The following is a 16,685-nucleotide window of genomic DNA, read 5'->3' as shown; positions in this document are numbered from 1 at the left end:
TCCCGGTTGACCCGCGCCGAGCGCGGGAGGGCTCGCCCGGCATGCGCGGGGTCTCCGCGCCGGGGCGTGGACCATGCGGGTATTGGTGACGGGAAGCTCGGGCTTCGTCGGCAAGGCGCTGATGCGGGAGCTCCAGGCGAACGGGCACGAGGCCATGGGCTTCAGCCGGCAGGCGAGGGACGGCCGCACCCTGGTCGGCGACCTGCTGAATCCGGATTCCATCGCCAGGGCCCTCGGCGAATTCCGGCCTGAGGTCGTCTTCAATCTCGCGGCCGAGACCGATCTCAAGGGCGTGGCGAAGGGCGGCTATGCGGCCAACACGGCGGGGGTCAGGAACCTGCTGGACGCCCTGGCCCACGCGCCGTCGGTCAGGCGGGTGATCTGGGCCTCGTCACAGCTGGTCTGCAAGCCGGGCAAGACCCCGGCCCACGACACCGATTACGATCCCGAAGGCGGCTACGGCGAGAGCAAGGTCCTGGCCGAAAAGATGATCCGGTCCCGCAACGGCGGCGGCAAGGAATGGGTGATCTTCCGCTCAACGACCATCTGGGGGCCGGGCATGAGCGAACACTACGCCGCCGTCCTCGGCATGATCCGCCGCGGCCTGTATTTCCATGTCGGCGGCCGGCCGCTGATGAAGTCCTACTCCTACATCGAGAACCTGGCCGAACAGCTCGTGACCCTCGCGACGGCCTCGGCCAACCAGGTGCATGGCCGCACCTTCTATCTGGCCGACAGCGACCCGATCGATCTGCGCGACTGGGCCCGGGGCTTCGCCAAACGATTCCACAAGCCCATTCCGACCATGCCCACGCCGCTGGCGAGGTCGCTGGCCCTGACGGGCGATATCCTGACGAGGCGCGGCGTCCGCTTTCCCCTGACCAGTCAGCGGCTGGACAATATGCTGACCGAGTACGTCTACGACGTCGGCCCGATCGAGGAGGTCCACGGCCGCACCCGCATCGACATGGAAGAGGGCATCGAGCGAACGGCCCGCTGGTATCTTGAGCGCGACGGCGGAAGCGCCGCTCACTGACCCCGGCGGATCAGCGCCACTTCGACCCCTCGCCGTGCTTGCCGATGCTCTCGAACTCGGGCGGCGCGGCCTTGTGGACATACTGTTCGGACACCAGCCAGCCTTTCAGCGGCCGCAGCACGCCGAGGCAGCCGACCACCAGCAGCGGCATGGTGACGACCATGTGCACCCAGATCGGCGGGTGCACCGTGAACTCGAACCACATGAACAGCGCCATGCCGACCACGCCGACCAGGCTCATGCCGAAGAAGGCCGGGCCGTCGGCGGGCTCGGCGAAGCTGTAATCGAGCCCGCATTCGGGGCAGGCGTCGCGAATGGTCAGATAGCCCCTCAGCAACGGCCCCTTGCCGCACCGCGGGCAGCGGCAGCGCAGGCCGGTCGACAGCGTGTTGAGACGGGGATAGTCCGGGTCGGTCACGGCGTGTCCTCGATGGGATGGCCCGGATGTCGGCCTCGGCGGCGGCCGGTGCAACCGGCGTCATTGTCGCGGGGAACGCGGGGGCAAGCGCGACCGTTCCGGGTCCATGACCGAAACCCTGAGCCCGGCCTTGCCGAATGATATCGAGGCCTCGATCGAGCGCGTGCTGAAGGCCGCCGGCGATCGCGGCGTCACCCTCGCCACCGCCGAGAGCTGCACCGGCGGGCTGATCGCCTCCGTCCTGACCGACGTGGAGGGACGGTCGCACGTCTTCGAGCGCGGCTATGTGGTCTACACCGACGACGCCAAGGCCGACGAACTGGCGGTGCCGCTGCGGCTGATCGAGCAGAACGGGGCCGTCTCCGAACCCGTGGCCCGGGCCATGGCCGAGGGCGCGCTGCGGTCTTCCGGCGCCGGCGTGGCCATCGCCGTCACCGGGTTCGCCGGTCCCGCCGGTCCGGACGACGAGCCGGGCCTGGTTCACTTCGCCCTGGCCGCGGCCGAGGCGCCGACGGTGCACGAGGAGCATCATTTCGGCGATCGCGGGCGCGGGCCGGTCCGGCTGGAATGCCTGCGGACGGCGATGCGCATGCTGGAGCGCGCGGTCACCAACCGTTAACCGCGTTTAAAGGCGGCTCGCGCGAGGGTGCGCGCGCATGTCCGGGGCCACCTCAAAGCGTATCCTGCGAACCACCGTCGCCGCCGCCGCGGCCGGCGCGGTCGTCTTCGCGCCCCTGGCGCCGCTGGCCCAGGAGGCCGGCGCCGCGCTGGACCCGATCAGCATCCGGATCGGCGCCAACGCCGAGTTCACCCGCATCGAGTTCGCGGGTGTTGTCGGCTCCCGCTCCCGCGTGCGTCGCGAGGGCGATCAGGTCATCGTCCGCATTGGCTCCACCGCCGCGCCCGACGTTTCGCGCCTCAAGGTCGATCCGCCGAAGGGCGTGGTCCGGGTCGAGACCCGCGCGGTCCAGGGCGCCACCGAACTGGTCCTGACCCTCGCGGCCGGCGCCGACGCCCGCTCGGGCGTCGCCGACGGCGCCGTCTATCTGAACCTCTACGCCGAGGCTCCGGCCGCTCCGGCCGGTTCGGCCGCCCGCACCGTGCCGGTCGTCGCCCAGGCCTCCGCGGGCAAGGTCACCCTGGCCTTCCGGTGGCCGGTCCCCGTCGGCGCCGCCGTGTTCCGGCGCGGCGAGGCGGTGTGGATCGTGTTCGACACGCCGGCACGGCTGGACATGTCCGGCGCCACGCAGCTGGGCCCCGCCTCGGACGCGCACTGGACCGCCGGGCCCGACCACGTCGCCATCCGCGTCGCCGCCCCCGCCAACGCCCCGGTCTCGGCCGCCGCCGACGGCTCGACCTGGACCGTGTCCATCGGCGGACCGCCCGTCGCCGTCGAAGGCGTGCGCATCGACCGCGACGACACGGGCAAGCCCGTCCTCATCGCCCGCATGGCCGGGGCGACCCGGGCGATCTGGCTGACCGATCCGCTGGTCGGCGACCGCTTCGCCGCCGTCACCGCCCTGGCGCCCGGCAAGGGCTTCGCGGATCGCCGCCGGACGGTCGATCTGGCGCTCCTGCCGACCGCCCACGGCCTCGCGGTGGAGACCGCCGCCGCCGATCTGGCCGTCCACGCCGACGGCGATCTGGTCACCCTCAGCCGGCCCGGCGGCCTGACCCTGTCGTCGCCGTCCGCCGGACTGGACGCCGCCGCCGTCGACGGCGGCGCCCCGGTCCGGGCCCGCCATCCCGGCCTGATCCTCAGCCAGTGGGCCGACGTGGGCCACGCCGGCTTCCCGGCCCGCTATCGCCAGCTCCAGGACGCCGCCGCCCTTGAGGCCAATGCGGCCGGCGAGGATCCGCGCGCGCCCGTCGAGGCCCGCTTCGCCTTCGCCCGGTTCCTCGTGGGCTCCGGCCTCGGCTATGAGGCCATCGGCGTGCTCAACGCCATCGTCGCCAAGGCCCCGAACATGGCCGGCGAGCCCGAACTGCGCGGCCTGCGGGGCGCCGCCCGCGCCTCGATCGGCCGCTTCGAGGAGGCCGGGGGCGACTTCGCCTCCGCCGCCGTCGCCGGCGATCCCGCCTCCGCCGTCTGGCGCGGCTACATGGCCTCGGCGGCGGGCGACCATGCCGCGGCCCGCCAGGCCTTCGCCGCCGGGGCCAAGGCGGTCGACGCCTTCCCGACGGCCTGGCGCGCCCGCTTCGGCGCGGCCCACGCCCTGTCGGCGCTGGAGACCGGCGATCTCGAGGCCGCCCGGTCGCTGCTGGCCTACAGCTTCAGCCAGAACGCCCCCGCCGCCGACCAGCTGACCGCCCGCCTCGTCCAGGCCCGGCTGTTCGAGCTGGACGGACAGTCGGATCGCGCCCTGGCGGTCTACACCGCGATCGGCCGCGCGCCGCGCGACGCCGTCGCCGTCCCCGCCAGGCTCGCCGTGGTCCGCCTGTCGCTGGCCAGGGGGGCGATGAAGCCCGACGCCGCCGCCGCGGCCCTCGAGAGCCTGCGCTGGCGCTGGCGCGGCGACGCCACCGAACTGGCCGTGATCCGTCAGCTGGGTCAGCTGTATCTGTCGCAGGGCCTGTACCGAGAGGCTCTGACCGCCCTGAAGGGCGCCGGCCCCGGGCTGAACAGGCTCGACGAGGCCGCCGACATCCAGGCCGACCTCGGCGCCGCCTTCCGCATGCTGTTCCTTGAGGGCGGCGCGGACGGGCTCCAGCCGGTGCAGGCGCTCGGCCTGTTCTACGATTTCCGCGAACTGACCCCGATCGGCGCGGACGGCGACGAGATGGTCCGCCGCCTCGCCCGCCGGCTGGTCGATGTCGACCTGCTCGACCAGGCCGCCGAACTGCTCAAATACCAGGTCGACAACCGGCTGGAGGGCGTCGCCAAGGCGCAGGTCGCCACCGATCTGGCCACCGTCTATCTGATGGACCGCCAGCCCGAGGCCGCCCTGCAGGCGATCTGGGGCTCCCGCACCACCCTGCTGCCGACGCCGCTGAACGCCGAGCGCCGCGCGCTTGAGGCCCGCGCCCTGGCCGGCCTCGGCCGCTACGACCATGCACTGGAGGTGCTCGGCGCCGACGCCAGCCCGGAGGGCCGCGACGTCCGCGCCGAGGTGCTGTGGAAGCAGGAGAAATGGGCTGAGGCCGCCGCCCTCTACGAAGCGCGCCTCGGCGACCGCTTCAGGAATCCGGCCGCGCTGAGCGTCGACGAGGAGGCCCGGCTGATCCGCGCCGGCGTCGGCTATTCGCTGGGCCGGGACGCCGGCGCCCTGACGCGCCTGTCGCGCAACTACCGCCCCTTCGTCGCCGGGGCGCGGGGGAAGTCGGCCCTGGCCATCGCGCTGGACGCGGGGGAGGGCGACGGTCCCTCCGCCGGCGACTTCGCCGCCCTGACCGCCTCGGCCGACACCTTCGCCGGATGGGTCTCGGCCATGAAGGCCGAGCTCAGACAGAAAACGGGCGGGAACCGACCCGCGGCCCCCGCCCGTCCTCAAGCATCCAACTGATCCGCTCATCCCGGCCTTCGCCGGGGTGAGCGGGTATCGGGTGGGTCTTACTTGTTGACCGCGTCCTTGAGCGGCTTCGACACGCGGAAGCGCACGGCCTTGGAGGCGGCGATCTTGATGGTCGCGCCGGTGGCCGGGTTGCGGCCTTCGCGGGCGGCGCGGGCGGCGGTGTCGAACACGCCCAGGTTCGAGATGCGAACATCGCCGCCCGAGGTCAGCGACTTCTGAATGTTCTCGACGATGGCGGCCAACACCTTGCCGGCGTCGGCTTGCGAGACGCCCGCGTCCTTGGCGACGGCGGCGATGAGTTCGGCTTGAGTGGTCATTGTGGGTCGTTTCCCGATTGAAGCTCGCCCCCCAATTCAAGGGCGATGACGGATGGATTGACGCCGCTTTTTCTTCCCTTGGCAAGCGACTTTGCCGTTCAAACCCCCACGGGCTGGGGATTTAACCGCTTCCGGACGCCCTCTGGAAGCTCTCGACGAGGCTCCCGGCGACCAGTCTCCAGCCGTCCACGAGCACGAAAAAGATCAGCTTGAACGGCAGGGAAATCACCACTGGAGGCAGCATCATCATACCCATCGACATGAGCACGCTGGCGACCACCAGATCGATCACAAGGAACGGAACGAAAAGGAGAAATCCGATTTCGAAGGCCCGCTTCAACTCGCTGATCATGAAGGCCGGAGTGACTACCCTGAGGGGCAGGTCGGCGGGGGGCGTGGCGGCCTCAACTTCGGACAGGCGGGTGAACAGCGCGAGGTCGTCCCGGTCCACCTGGCCGAGCATGAAAGTCTTCACAGGTTCCGACGCCGCATCGAAGGCCTGGGGCAGCTCCATCTGCTGGTCCAGCAGGGGTCGGATGCCCGAATCATAGGCGTCCTGCCACGTCGGGGCCATGACGATGGCGCTCAGGAACAGGGCCAGCGACACCAGCACGGCGTTGGGGGGCGCCTGCTGCATGCCCAGGGCGGTGCGCAGCAGCGACAGCACCACCACGATGCGCACGAAGCTGGTGGTCATGATCACGATCGACGGGGCCAGCGACAGCACGGTCATGAGACCGACCAGCTGCACCACCCGTTCGGTCAGGCCGGCGCCGGTGCCGAGGTCGACATTGATCGCCGCGCCGGGACCGCCTGCCGCCGCCGCCGCTCCCGCCACATCCTGCGCCAGCGCCGCCAGCGGCCACAGCAGGCACAGACCCGTGGTCAACAACGACAGCAGCGCCGCCCGCTTGAGCTCGGCGCGGTCGGGCAGGACGAAGACGTCCTTGAGACTCACGTGTCCGCTCCCGTGCCCGGTTCCCGGCCGCGCGGCTCGATCAGCTCCCGGCCCTCGCCGAGAATCAGCAGCCGCTCCTCGTCGTCGATCTTCACCAGCACCAGCCGCCGCGCCGGATCCAGCACCAGGGTCTCGACCACCGTCATCCGGCGCTCGCCGCGTTCGGCGCTCAGCCGGGCCATGATCTGGGGCGCGTAGCGCCGTGCGGCCCAGGCGGCCAGGCCGATGATGCCGAGAGTGAAGGCCAGGGCGAACACCGCCCGCAGCAGATCGAGAAAATTCATGCGACAGCCCCGCCGGCGAAGCATGTCCGGCGGCCCAGCCTTCCGCGATCATGGTTAACGAGGTGTTGAGATAACGCCCCGTTAACCATGCGGGCGGCAGTTTCTGCCCATCGAACCGTGGGCGAATCACGCCCGCCGGAAACCCAGAGCGAGCCCGACGCCCTTGGCCATCACCGACCTGCCGCTGCTCGGCCAGATCAAGGGCCGCCTCGCCTGGCTGGACGAGCGCCAGCGCGTCATCGCCGAGAACGTCGCCAACGCCGATACGCCCGGCTACGTCGGCCGCGATCTGAACCAGCCGGCCGACTTCGCCTCCGCCCTGCGCGGGGGCGGGCCGCTGTCGATGACGCGCACCAGCGCCATGCATATCGCGCCCGCCGGCCCGACCGCCCGCTTCGAGGCGAAGGCGGCGCCCGACTCGGAAACCACCCTCGACGGCAACTCCGTCGTGGTCGAGGAGCAGATGCTCAAGATGGCCGAGAGCCGCATGGCCTATGACGCCGCCATCGGCCTCTACCAGAAATCCATGCAGATGCTGCGCATGGCGGCCAAGCCGCCCGGCCGATGAGGGACTAGCCGATGACCGATCCCGTCCCGCCCCGGAACAGCGCCATGGCCGTCGCCGCCAGCGCGCTCAAGGCCCAGCAGTCGCGCATGCGCGTCATCGCCGAGAACATCGCCAACGCCCAGTCGACGGCCGAGGTGGCCGGCGGCGAGCCCTACCGCCGCCAGATCCCGGTCTTCCAGGCCCGCGAGATCGACGGCGCCACCGGCGTCACCCTCGCCGAGGTCCGCCCGGACCAGAGCGACTTCCGCTCCGAATACGATCCGTCCCACCCGGCCGCCAACGCCGAGGGCTACGTCCTGCGTCCCAACGTCGACACCCTGGTCGAGGCCATGGACATGCGCGAGGCCCAGCGCGCCTACGAAGCCAACCTGAACGTCATCGAGACGGCGCGGTCGATGGACAGCCGCACCCTCGACCTTCTGAAGCGATAGAGGCTGACCGATGAATCCCTTGATGGCGGCCAAGGCCTATGCGGCGGTTCAGGGCGGGGCCATGCCCACATCGCCGGCCGCCGCTCCGGCCGGTTCCGACTTCGCCGGCCTGCTGAGCAACGTCCTGGGCGACATGACCCAGACCTCGAAGGCCGCCGAGACCCAGATGACCGCCATGGTCCAGGGCCAGGGCAGCCTGATCGACGTCGTCACCGCCGTCTCCTCGGCCGAGGCCTCGCTGGAGACGGTGATGGCGGTCCGCGACCAGGTCATCTCCGCCTATCAGGAGATCATGCGGATGCCGATCTGACGGCGTTGGCGGGAACCGTCCGGCGCGGCGCCCGCTTTCTGGCGGCACCCGGAGAGACCGTCATGCTGAAGGACCGCAACTCGTCCGCCATCGTCGCCGTCAGCGACCTCGAGCGCGCCCGCGCCTTCTACGAGGACACCCTCGGCCTGGCCCGAGAGCCGGGCGGCGAGGAGGAGTGCACACTCGGCTTTCGCACCGGCGACACCCACCTGACCGTCTACAAGTCCGAATTCGCCGGGACCAACAAGGCCAACGCCGTCACCTGGCGGATGAAGGGCGATCTGGTCGAGACGGTGAAGGACCTGAAGACGAAGGGCGTGACCTTCGAGCGCTATGACTTCCCCGGCATGGAGTGGCGCGACGGCGTCCATGAGGCCGGGCCCGTGAAGCTGGCCTGGTTCAGGGACCCGGACGGCAATTTCCTGCATCTGATCGAGGGGATGTAGCATCCCCTCATCACCTCACCGTCCCGTCATCCTCGGGTCAAGCCCGAGGATGACCGGGAAGGGAGGCCTCACCCCTCCAGCGAAGCCACCGGCTGCGCGGCCGCCGCCGGGCGCCTCGACCGCCCCTTGAGCCAGCCGCGAATCCGGTTCTGGATGGGGTTGTCGATCATGAAGTGGAACAGGAAGGCGAAGGCGAAGGCCGCGACCACGCCCGCGACCCACAGCGCCCATTGCACGCCGACCGGCAGGGCGAGGCGGGCGATGGCGACATTGGCCACGCCGAACCAGGCGATCCGCACCACCTCATTGGTGATGAACATCGAGAACGAGACCTGCGCGGCCTTCTCGACCCATTTCGAGGGTCGGGGCGTGGGCGTGGCGCCCGCCGCCAGAATGATGACCGAGATGCAGGCCAGCGAGACCAGGGCGTGCTTGTCGAAATACTGGACGAAGGCGAGCAGCAGCGCCGCGCCGATCCCGGCCCAGCCGGCCAGTTTCGGGCTGATCCAGACCTTCTGCGCGAACCAGGCCAGCGCCACGCCGAGGAAGAACAGGGGCAGGGCGCGGATGAAGCCGTAGCCCATCGGCATCTGGTAGACCGGATAGCCGAACAGGCTCCAGGTCAGCTGGTTGACCAGCAGGTAGCCGCCGACGCCCAGAGCCAGCACGCTCCACGGCCCCAGACGGACGATGCCCTTCAGCAGCCACGGGAAGGCCAGGTAGCAACCGATCAGGGCCGAGATCGACCAGCTCGGCGCGTTCCAGCCGTAGCCCCCCGGAACCCCGTAGGCCTGCGTCAGGGACAGTTGCGCCCACAGCTGGTCCCAGCGGAACCACTCGGGGGCCCGCGGCGAGAAGCCCAGCGCGCCGCCGCCGACGATCAGGGCGACCAGCCCAAGGCCCATGATCAGATGGGCGGGCAGCACCCGTAGATAGCGCTTGAGGAAGAAGTCGCCCGCCGACATCCGGCCCGCCGCCACCGAGGCGCCGTAGACCCGCATCAGCACATAGCCGCTGTCGATCAGGAAGAAGTTGGTCAGCAGGAAACCGCCGCGCTCGAACACCGGATGCAGGCCCTCGGCCAGCGCGATCGGGCCCGCGCCCTGGAAGTGGTGCAGGATGATCAGTCCGGCCACGATGAAACGCAGCGCGTCGAGCCATCCTCCCCTGACGATGGGAAGTGTCTCATTCCGGGTCGAAATCGCGGTCCAGGCCATCCGAAAAGCCTCCTCGGAGGCGAATTCCGCAAGGACCGGGCCGCGGCGGGCGCAAACTCAGTGAGACGACGCCTCCCGGCTGGCGGAACGCGGCATGACCGGCATCGGCTTGTCCGCCAGCACCCTGCGGATCTGCGTCGCCAGCGCCGCCCGTTCGTAGGGCTTCTCGATCAGGGCGAACTCGTGGGACAGGCCCTGGGCGGCGTCGCCGAGGTATCCGGACGTCAGCAGGACCTTCATTTCCGGGCGCTTCGCCTGGGCCCGGCGGGCCAGCTCGATGCCGTTCAGGCCGCCCGGCATGACCACGTCCGAGAACAGCAGGTCATAGGCCTGGTCGCCGGCCAGTCTGTGCAGGGCGCCGGCGGCGTCGGCCGCCACCTCGCACCGGTAGCCCAGGCCGTTGAGCATATCGAGGCAGACGCTCAGCACGGCCGGATCGTCCTCGACGATCAGGATCCGTTCCGAACCGGTCTCCGCCTCCGGGGCTTCGCCACGGTTGACTATCTCCGCCGGCTGCTCGGCGGTCAGGGGCAGGGTCAGGGTGAAGGCCGCGCCCTCGCCCGGCGTGCTGGACACCTCGACCTGTCCGCCCGACTGGGCGACGAAGCCATAGACCTGGGACAGGCCGAGACCGGATCCGCGGCCGATGTCCTTGGTGGTGTAGAACGGCTCGAACACCCGGTCGGCCACCTCGGCGGTCATGCCCGAGCCGGTGTCGGACACCCGGATCACCGCGAGGTCGGCGCTGTCGTCCCTCGAGGCGCGTCGGGCGTTGATCATCAGCACCCCGTCGCTGTCCATGGCGTCGCGGGCGTTGACCGCCAGGTTCAGCAGCGCGGTCTCCAGATGGGTCGGGTCGACGAAGGCGTGCAGCGGCTCCGCCCCCAGCTCCAGTTCGATCTGGACGCCCTCTCCGACCGCCTGCTTCATCAGCGGCAGGAAGTTGCGGATCAGCGTGTTCAGATCGACGACGCTGGGGTTCAACTGCTGCCGGCGCGAGAAGGCCAGCAGCTGTCGGGTCAGCGTCTGCCCCTTGTCCGCGGCGGCGCGGATGGCGGCCAGATGCTTGACCACGTTCGGCTGGCCCTCGATCCGGCGCAGCAGGATGTCGGCGTTGCCCAGCACCACCGTCAGCAGATTGTTGAAGTCGTGCGCCACGCCGCCGGTCAGCTGGCCGACCGCCTCCATCTTGCGGGCCTGCGTCAGCTGCTCCTCGAGCTGCCGCCGCTCGGTCACGTCCAGCAGGGTGCCGAGGATCTGGCTCTCGCCGTCCTCGTCCACCGTCCAGACGCCCTGGTCGAGGAAGGTTCGGTACTGGCCGTCGGCGCATCGCCAGCGGTATTCGCAGGCGTAGGCTCCGGTCTCCGCCGCCTTCATCAGGCAGTTCGCCACCTCCTCGACGTCGTCGGGGTGGACACGGCCCAGCCCGATCTCGGGCTCCTCGACGAAGCGGTTCGGCGCGAACCCGGTCAGCGGCGTGATGCTGTCGCTGACGAACCGCGCGCCGAACGGATGGGCGCTGGTCCGGGCGGTGAAGACGACGGGCAGCGACTTGAGGATGGCGTCCTGCCGCTCCCGGGTCTTCCTCAGCGCCAGCTCCGCCGCCAGTTTCGCCTCGCTGATCCGGGCGTTCTCCTCCAGCAGGGCCGAGCGCTCCTCGCCCTGGCGCCGGACCTCGATGGTCTTCAGGTACAGGTCGGCCAGAATGGCCACCTTGGAGCGCAGGATGAAGGGGTCGACCGGCTTGAACACCACGTCGACCGCGCCGACGGAATAGGCTTGGAAGATGTGCGCCTCGTCGCGGAACACGGCGGTGACGAAGACGATCGGCGTATCCCGGGTGCGGGGGTGTTCGCGGATCAGGCGCGCCGTCTCGTAGCCGTCCATGCCGGGCATGTGCAGGTCCAGCAGGATGACCGCGAACTCCTGCTGCAGCAGCAGGCGCAGCGCCTCCTCGCCGGACCGCGCCACGACCAGTTCATGGCCGAGGATCTCCAGCGCCTCGGACGCCGCGAACGCGTTGCGGTCGTCGTCGTCGACGATCAGCACGCGCGCGGTCAGCGGGCCCGGGACCGGCGGTTTGCGGCGGGGGCGCGGCATCAGGCGTCCGCCGACTCGCGCGGCGTCCTCGCCGGTTCGTCGGCCAGCCGGTGCGCGTCGGTCCGCTGGATCGAGACCCGCATCACCGAGATCAGATAGTCGATGTCGACCGGCTTGGAGACATAGTCGGACGCCCCGGCCTGGATGCATTTCGAGCGGTCGCCCTTCATCGCCTTGGCCGTCACGGCGATGATCGGCAGGTCGGCGAACTGCGCGATCGACCGGATCTCCCGGATCGTCTCGTAGCCGTCCATGTCCGGCATCATGATATCGACCAGGACGATGTCGACCTCGGGATGCTGCCGCAACAGGTCCAGCCCCGCCCGACCGCTTTCGGCGTAGTGCAGGCCAACGCCGAACTCCTCCAGCGCGCTAGCCATCGAGAAGATGTTGCGGATGTCGTCGTCGATCACCAGCGCCGTCCGCCCGGTCAGGATGGCGTCTTCCTTTCGGGTCAGGGCCAGCGTCGTGCGCGCCTGCTCCGACAGCCGCTCCGTCGGCTCGTGCAGCAGCAGGGTGGCCTGCTCCAGCAGTTGCTCCGGCGTCCGCGCCATCCGCGCCTGTCCGGCGAACACCGCCAGGCGCAGCCGGCGCTCGTCGGCCGCATCCAGCCGCTCCGCCGCATAGACCAGCACGGGCCGGTCCGCGGCCTTCATATAGTCGACCAGCGCCCGCACGGGCGTGCCGGCCGTGTCCACGACCAGGCTGTCGGCCGCCTTGACCCTGGCCTTGGCCAGCGCCTTGAGGCTGTCCACGCGGGTAACGGACTTGAAGGCCTTCTTCAGGCTCGCGGCGGCCGGGCCGGTCGGCCCGACGAAGATCAGCCGGCGGTCGGTGGCGGTGATGAAATTCCGCACCCCGTCCAGACTGGCCACGACGCCCTCGCGGTCGATCGGCTTGGACGTGTAGCCGAACGCCCCGATCGACAGGCCGAGCGCGGCCTGGTCGTCGGCCGAAATGACGTGCACCGGGATGTGGCGGGTCTCCGGCGTCCGCTTCAGCAGATCCAGCAGCGCCAGCCCGTCCATGTCCGGCAGGCCGACGTCCAGCATGATGGCTTCCGGCGCATACCGCCGCGCCAGCGAGGCGACGGCGGCGCCTTGCTGGGTGGTGACGCCCTTGAAGCCGCAGTCGCGCACCAGCGCCAGCAGGATGGCGGCGAAGCGCGGATCGTCCTCGACGATCAGGATCACCGGCTCGCCGGGGGCGAGGCTGTCGCGATCGTCGCTGACCGTTTCGATCGTCTCGGCCTCTTCCTCCACCGGCAGGGTGCGCACCGTCACGGCCTTGCCCGGGTCGCGGCCCGCCGGTCCGACGACCGCTGCGGTCGGGCTGAAGTTCAGCGGCAGATAGAGGGTGAAGGTCGAGCCCTTGTCCGGCTCGCTCTCGACCTTCAGTTCGCCGCCCAGGGTGCGGGTGATCTCCCGGCTGATCGACAGGCCCAGGCCGGTGCCGCCGTATTTCCGGCTGGTCGTGCCGTCCGCCTGCTGGAAGGCCTCGAAGATGATGCGCTGCTTGTCCTCGGGGATGCCGATGCCGCTGTCGCTCACCGAGAAGGCCAGCACCTGCCCGGCCGTGTTCAGGTGCTCGTTGCCCCGGTTCCAGCCGCCGTCCACCCGCCGCACGCTCAGGCGGACCTCGCCCGAGGCGGTGAATTTGAAGGCGTTGGACAGCAGGTTCTTGATGATCTGCTGCAGCCGCTTGTCGTCGGTGTACATGGCCGGCGGCAGGGCCGGGTCGAGATCGATCCGGAAGTCGAGCCGCTTGTCCTGGGCGATCTGGGCGAACGTCCGCTCCATCTGGTCGCGCAGCGAGTCGAACCGGGTCTCGCCGATGTCGAGGGTGACCGTGCCCGACTCGATCTTGGACAGGTCGAGGATGTCGTTGATCAGCCCCAGCAGGTCCGAACCGGCGGCGTGGATGTTCTTGGCGAACTCGACCTGCTTGCCGGTCAGGTTCCCCTGGGTGTTCTCGCTGAGCATCTTCGACAGGATCAGCAGGCTGTTCAGCGGCGTCCGCAGCTCGTGGCTCATATTGGCCAGGAACTCGGACTTGTACTTGGACGTCAGCGCCAGCTGCTCGGCCTTTTCCTCCAGCGCGAAGCGGGCCTGTTCGACCTCGATATTCTTGGCCTCGACCTGTTTGTTCTGGGTCGAGAGCAGGACCGCCTTCTCCTCCAGCTCGGCGTTGGACTGTTGCAGCTCCTCCTGCTTGGCGCGCAGCAGCTCTTCCGACTGACGCAGGCTCGCGGCCTGCTGTTCCAGCCGGTCGTTGGTCATCTTCAGCTCTTCCTGCTGCGCCTGGAGCTCGGCGGTCAGCAGCTGCGACTGGCTCAGCAGGCCTTCGGTTCGCATGTTGGCGGCGATGGTGCTCAGCACGATGCCGACCGATTCCATCAACTGGCTCAGGAAGGACTGGTGGGTTTCCGAGAATTCGCCGAACGTCGCCAGCTCGATCACCGCCTTGACCTCGCCCTCGAAGAGGGCCGGCAGGATGATGATGTTCAGCGGCGCCGCGCCGCCCAGCCCCGAGCCGATCTGCACATAGTCCTTCGGCACATTGGTCAGCAGGATGCGCTCCTTCTCCTTGGCGCACTGCCCGATCAGGCTCTGGCCGAGGCGGAAGGTCGGGGACAGCTGCTCCCGCTCGGTCGAGGCGTAGGCTGCGGCCAGAACCAGCATCGGCTCGTCCTCGGCGTCCTTGTCGGCCACGTAGAAGACCGCGTGCTGGGCGTTGATCAGCGGGGCCAGCTCGGACAGCACCATGTTCGACACGGTGGCCAGGTCGCGCTCGCCCTGCAGCATGCGGGTGAACCGGGCCAGGTTGGTCTTCAGCCAGTCCTGCTCGGTATTCTTCAGCGTCTGATCCTTCAGATTGCGGATCATCTCGTTGATGTTGTCCTTCAGCGCCGCGACCTCGCCCGAGGCCTCGACGGTGATGGAGCGGGTCAGCTCGCCCTTGGTCACCGCGGTCGACACCTCGGCGATGGCGCGCACCTGGGTGGTCAGGTTGCCGGCCAGCTGGTTGACGTTGTCGGTCAGGTCGCGCCACAGGCCCGCGGCGCCGGGCACCCGCGCCTGGCCGCCCAGCTTGCCCTCGATGCCCACCTCGCGGGCCACGTTGGTGACCTGGTCGGCGAAGGTGGCCAGCGTCTCGATCATGCCGTTGATGGTGTCGGCCAGCGAGGCGATCTCGCCCTTGGCGTCCAGCGTCAGCTTGCGCTTCAGGTCGCCGTTGGCCACCGCGGTCACGATGTCGGCGATGCCGCGCACCTGACCGGTCAGGTTGGCGGCCATCGAGTTGACGTTGTCGGTCAGGTCCTTCCAGGTGCCGCCGACGCCTTCCACCCGCGCCTGACCGCCCAGCTTGCCCTCGGTGCCGACTTCCTTGGCCACCAGGGTCACTTCCGAGGCGAAGGCGTTCAGCTGGTCCACCATGGTGTTGATGGTCGACTTCAGCTCGAGCATCTCGCCCTTCACGTCCACGGTGATCTTCTTGGAGAGATCGCCGCGTGCCACCGCGGTGGTGACGTCGGCGATGTTGCGCACCTGGGCGGTGAGGTTGGAGGCCATCAGGTTCACGCTATCGGTGAGGTCCTTCCAGGTGCCGGCCACCCCCTTGACCGAGGCCTGGCCGCCCAGCTTGCCCTCGGTGCCCACTTCGCGGGCCACGCGCGTGACCTCCGAGGCGAAGGCGTTCAGCTGGTCCACCATGGTGTTGATGGTCGACTTCAGCTCGAGGATCTCGCCCTTCACGTCGACGGTGATCTTCTTCGACAGGTCGCCGTTGGCCACGGCGGTGGTCACCTCGGCGATGTTGCGGACCTGGCCGGTCAGGTTGTCGGCCATCAGGTTGACGTTGTCGGTCAGGTCCTTCCACGTCCCGGTCACGCCGGTGACCTGGGCCTGGCCGCCCAGCTTGCCTTCGGTGCCGACCTCGCGCGCCACGCGCGTCACCTCGGATGCGAAGGCGTTCAGCTGGTCGACCATGACGTTGATGGTCGACTTCAGCTCGAGGATCTCGCCCTTCACGTCGACGGTGATCTTCTTGGAGAGGTCGCCGTTGGCCACGGCGGTGGTGACCTCGGCGATGTTGCGCACCTGACCCGTCAGGTTCGCGGCCATGAAGTTCACGTTGTCGGTCAGGTCCTTCCACGCCCCGCCGACGCCCTTCACGTTCGCCTGACCGCCCAGCTTGCCCTCGGTGCCGACCTCGCGCGCCACCCGCGACACTTCCGAGGCGAACGAGTTCAGCTGGTCGACCATGACGTTGATGGTCGACTTCAGCTCGAGGATCTCGCCCTTCACGTCGACGGTGATCTTCTTGGACAGGTCGCCGTTGGCCACGGCGGTGGTCACCTCGGCGATGTTGCGGACCTGACCGGTCAGGTTGTCGGCCATCAGGTTGACGTTGTCGGTCAGGTCCTTCCAGGCCCCGGTGACGCCCTCCACCTGGGCCTGGCCGCCCAGCTTGCCGTCGGTGCCGACCTCCTTGGCCACGCGCGTCACTTCCGAGGCGAAGGCGTTCAGCTGGTCCACCATGACGTTGATGGTGTTCTTCAGCTCCAGCACCTCGCCGCGCACCTGCACGGTGATCTTCTTGGACAGGTCGCCCTTGGCCACCGCGGTGGTCACCTCGGCGATGTTGCGGACCTGGCCGGTCAGGTTGTCAGCCATCAGGTTGACGTTGTCGGTCAGGTCCTTCCAGGTGCCGCCGACGCCTTCCACCCGCGCCTGACCGCCCAGCTTGCCCTCGGTGCCGACCTCGCGCGCCACGCGCGTGACCTCCGAGGCGAAGGCGTTCAGCTGGTCCACCATGGTGTTGATGGTGATCTTCAGCTCGAGGATCTCGCCCTTCACGTCGACGGTGATCTTCTTGCTGAGGTCGCCCTTGGCCACGGCGGTGGTGACCTCGGCGATGTTGCGCACCTGGCTGGTCAGGTTCGCCGCCATGAAGTTCACGTTGTCGGTCAGGTCCTTCCAGGTGCCGGTCACGCCCTTCACCTGGGCCTGACCGCCCAGCTTGCCCTCGGTGCCGACCTCGCGGGCCATCCGGGTCACTTCCGAGGCGAAGGCGTTCAGCTGGTCC

General features: G+C 69.4%; 14 protein-coding genes. 7 read left to right on the top strand and 7 right to left on the bottom strand.

Going from position 1 to position 16,685, the window contains the following annotated elements; translation table 11 throughout:
• Positions 1 to 73: 73 nt before the first annotated feature.
• Complete coding sequence (locus VEB62_RS11045; RefSeq protein WP_324799344.1) at positions 74 to 1,036, top strand: NAD-dependent epimerase/dehydratase family protein; 963 nt, start codon at positions 74 to 76, stop codon at positions 1,034 to 1,036.
• A 10-nt stretch (positions 1,037 to 1,046) separates the two neighbouring features.
• Here the strand turns inward: VEB62_RS11045 and VEB62_RS11040 are convergent, their stop codons facing one another.
• On the bottom strand, positions 1,047 to 1,454 hold the full coding sequence (locus VEB62_RS11040; protein WP_324799341.1) for a DUF983 domain-containing protein: 408 nt from the start codon (positions 1,452 to 1,454) through the stop codon (positions 1,047 to 1,049).
• 106 nt (positions 1,455 to 1,560) lie between these two features.
• Here VEB62_RS11040 and VEB62_RS11035 point away from each other — a divergent pair, with 106 nt between their 5' ends.
• Both VEB62_RS11035 and VEB62_RS11030 read left to right on the top strand, forming a co-directional pair.
• Positions 1,561 to 2,073: a CinA family protein gene (locus VEB62_RS11035; RefSeq protein ID WP_324799338.1), complete on the top strand. Its 513-nt coding sequence runs from the start codon at positions 1,561 to 1,563 to the stop codon at positions 2,071 to 2,073.
• A gap of 37 nt (positions 2,074 to 2,110) precedes the next feature.
• Positions 2,111 to 4,957 (top strand): tetratricopeptide repeat protein, encoded by a 2,847-nt coding sequence (locus VEB62_RS11030; RefSeq protein ID WP_324799335.1) that lies wholly within the window; start codon positions 2,111 to 2,113, stop codon positions 4,955 to 4,957.
• Between the two features lie 47 nt (positions 4,958 to 5,004).
• Here the strand turns inward: VEB62_RS11030 and VEB62_RS11025 are convergent, their stop codons facing one another.
• The 3 genes from VEB62_RS11025 to VEB62_RS11015 all read right to left on the bottom strand — a co-directional run bounded on the left by VEB62_RS11025 (position 5,005) and on the right by VEB62_RS11015 (position 6,525).
• On the bottom strand, positions 5,005 to 5,283 hold the full coding sequence (locus VEB62_RS11025; RefSeq protein WP_324799332.1) for an HU family DNA-binding protein: 279 nt from the start codon (positions 5,281 to 5,283) through the stop codon (positions 5,005 to 5,007).
• Positions 5,284 to 5,404: 121 nt separating this feature from the next.
• On the bottom strand, positions 5,405 to 6,241 hold the full coding sequence (gene fliP / locus VEB62_RS11020) for a flagellar type III secretion system pore protein FliP (RefSeq protein ID WP_324799329.1): 837 nt from the start codon (positions 6,239 to 6,241) through the stop codon (positions 5,405 to 5,407).
• Positions 6,238 to 6,525, bottom strand: coding sequence for a FliO/MopB family protein (locus VEB62_RS11015; protein WP_324799326.1), 288 nt, complete (start codon positions 6,523 to 6,525; stop codon positions 6,238 to 6,240). The genes fliP and VEB62_RS11015 overlap by 4 nt, the downstream gene beginning before the upstream one ends.
• 163 nt (positions 6,526 to 6,688) lie before the next feature.
• Between VEB62_RS11015 and flgB the strand changes: the two genes are divergently transcribed.
• From flgB to VEB62_RS10995, 4 genes are all read left to right on the top strand, one after another.
• Positions 6,689 to 7,093 (top strand): flagellar basal body rod protein FlgB, encoded by a 405-nt coding sequence (gene flgB / locus VEB62_RS11010; protein WP_324799324.1) that lies wholly within the window; start codon positions 6,689 to 6,691, stop codon positions 7,091 to 7,093.
• A gap of 44 nt (positions 7,094 to 7,137) precedes the next feature.
• The gene (flgC, locus tag VEB62_RS11005) at positions 7,138 to 7,524 is read left to right on the top strand and encodes a flagellar basal body rod protein FlgC (protein ID WP_324799415.1); all 387 of its coding nucleotides are present in this window, start codon (positions 7,138 to 7,140) and stop codon (positions 7,522 to 7,524) included.
• Positions 7,525 to 7,534: 10 nt separating this feature from the next.
• The gene (fliE, locus tag VEB62_RS11000) at positions 7,535 to 7,834 is read left to right on the top strand and encodes a flagellar hook-basal body complex protein FliE (RefSeq protein WP_324799321.1); all 300 of its coding nucleotides are present in this window, start codon (positions 7,535 to 7,537) and stop codon (positions 7,832 to 7,834) included.
• A 62-nt stretch (positions 7,835 to 7,896) separates the two neighbouring features.
• Positions 7,897 to 8,280 carry a VOC family protein gene (locus VEB62_RS10995; protein ID WP_324799319.1) on the top strand — a complete coding sequence of 128 codons (384 nt, stop codon included), beginning with the start codon at positions 7,897 to 7,899 and terminating at the stop codon, positions 8,278 to 8,280.
• A 68-nt stretch (positions 8,281 to 8,348) separates the two neighbouring features.
• Here VEB62_RS10995 and VEB62_RS10990 read toward each other — a convergent pair whose 3' ends face one another.
• From VEB62_RS10990 to VEB62_RS10980, 3 genes are all read right to left on the bottom strand, one after another.
• Positions 8,349 to 9,497 (bottom strand): acyltransferase family protein, encoded by a 1,149-nt coding sequence (locus VEB62_RS10990; RefSeq protein ID WP_324799317.1) that lies wholly within the window; start codon positions 9,495 to 9,497, stop codon positions 8,349 to 8,351.
• Between the two features lie 57 nt (positions 9,498 to 9,554).
• Positions 9,555 to 11,597: a response regulator gene (locus tag VEB62_RS10985; RefSeq protein ID WP_324799314.1), complete on the bottom strand. Its 2,043-nt coding sequence runs from the start codon at positions 11,595 to 11,597 to the stop codon at positions 9,555 to 9,557.
• Positions 11,597 to 16,685 (bottom strand): HAMP domain-containing protein (locus VEB62_RS10980; RefSeq protein ID WP_324799312.1); only part of this gene is annotated, 5,089 nt, incomplete at its 5' end. The genes VEB62_RS10985 and VEB62_RS10980, both read right to left, overlap by 1 nt.

It is taken from the genome of Brevundimonas sp. (assembly GCF_035626975.1).
In the GTDB taxonomy this organism is placed as follows: domain Bacteria; phylum Pseudomonadota; class Alphaproteobacteria; order Caulobacterales; family Caulobacteraceae; genus Brevundimonas.
This window is presented reverse-complemented; position numbering and strand designations above follow the sequence as displayed.

Excerpts from the sequence above, each read along its gene's own strand:
- VEB62_RS11045 (WP_324799344.1), top strand. The coding sequence starts at position 74 with ATGCGGGTATTGGTGACGGGAAGCTCGGGCTTCGTCGGCAAGGCGCTG.
- VEB62_RS11035 (WP_324799338.1), top strand. The coding sequence starts at position 1,561 with ATGACCGAAACCCTGAGCCCGGCCTTGCCGAATGATATCGAGGCCTCG.
- VEB62_RS11030 (WP_324799335.1), top strand. The coding sequence starts at position 2,111 with ATGTCCGGGGCCACCTCAAAGCGTATCCTGCGAACCACCGTCGCCGCC.
- VEB62_RS11025 (WP_324799332.1), bottom strand. The coding sequence starts at position 5,283 with ATGACCACTCAAGCCGAACTCATCGCCGCCGTCGCCAAGGACGCGGGC.
- VEB62_RS11015 (WP_324799326.1), bottom strand. The coding sequence starts at position 6,525 with ATGAATTTTCTCGATCTGCTGCGGGCGGTGTTCGCCCTGGCCTTCACT.
- flgC (WP_324799415.1), top strand. The coding sequence starts at position 7,138 with ATGGCCGTCGCCGCCAGCGCGCTCAAGGCCCAGCAGTCGCGCATGCGC.
- fliE (WP_324799321.1), top strand. The coding sequence starts at position 7,535 with ATGAATCCCTTGATGGCGGCCAAGGCCTATGCGGCGGTTCAGGGCGGG.
- VEB62_RS10995 (WP_324799319.1), top strand. The coding sequence starts at position 7,897 with ATGCTGAAGGACCGCAACTCGTCCGCCATCGTCGCCGTCAGCGACCTC.
- VEB62_RS10990 (WP_324799317.1), bottom strand. The coding sequence starts at position 9,497 with ATGGCCTGGACCGCGATTTCGACCCGGAATGAGACACTTCCCATCGTC.
- VEB62_RS10985 (WP_324799314.1), bottom strand. The coding sequence starts at position 11,597 with ATGCCGCGCCCCCGCCGCAAACCGCCGGTCCCGGGCCCGCTGACCGCG.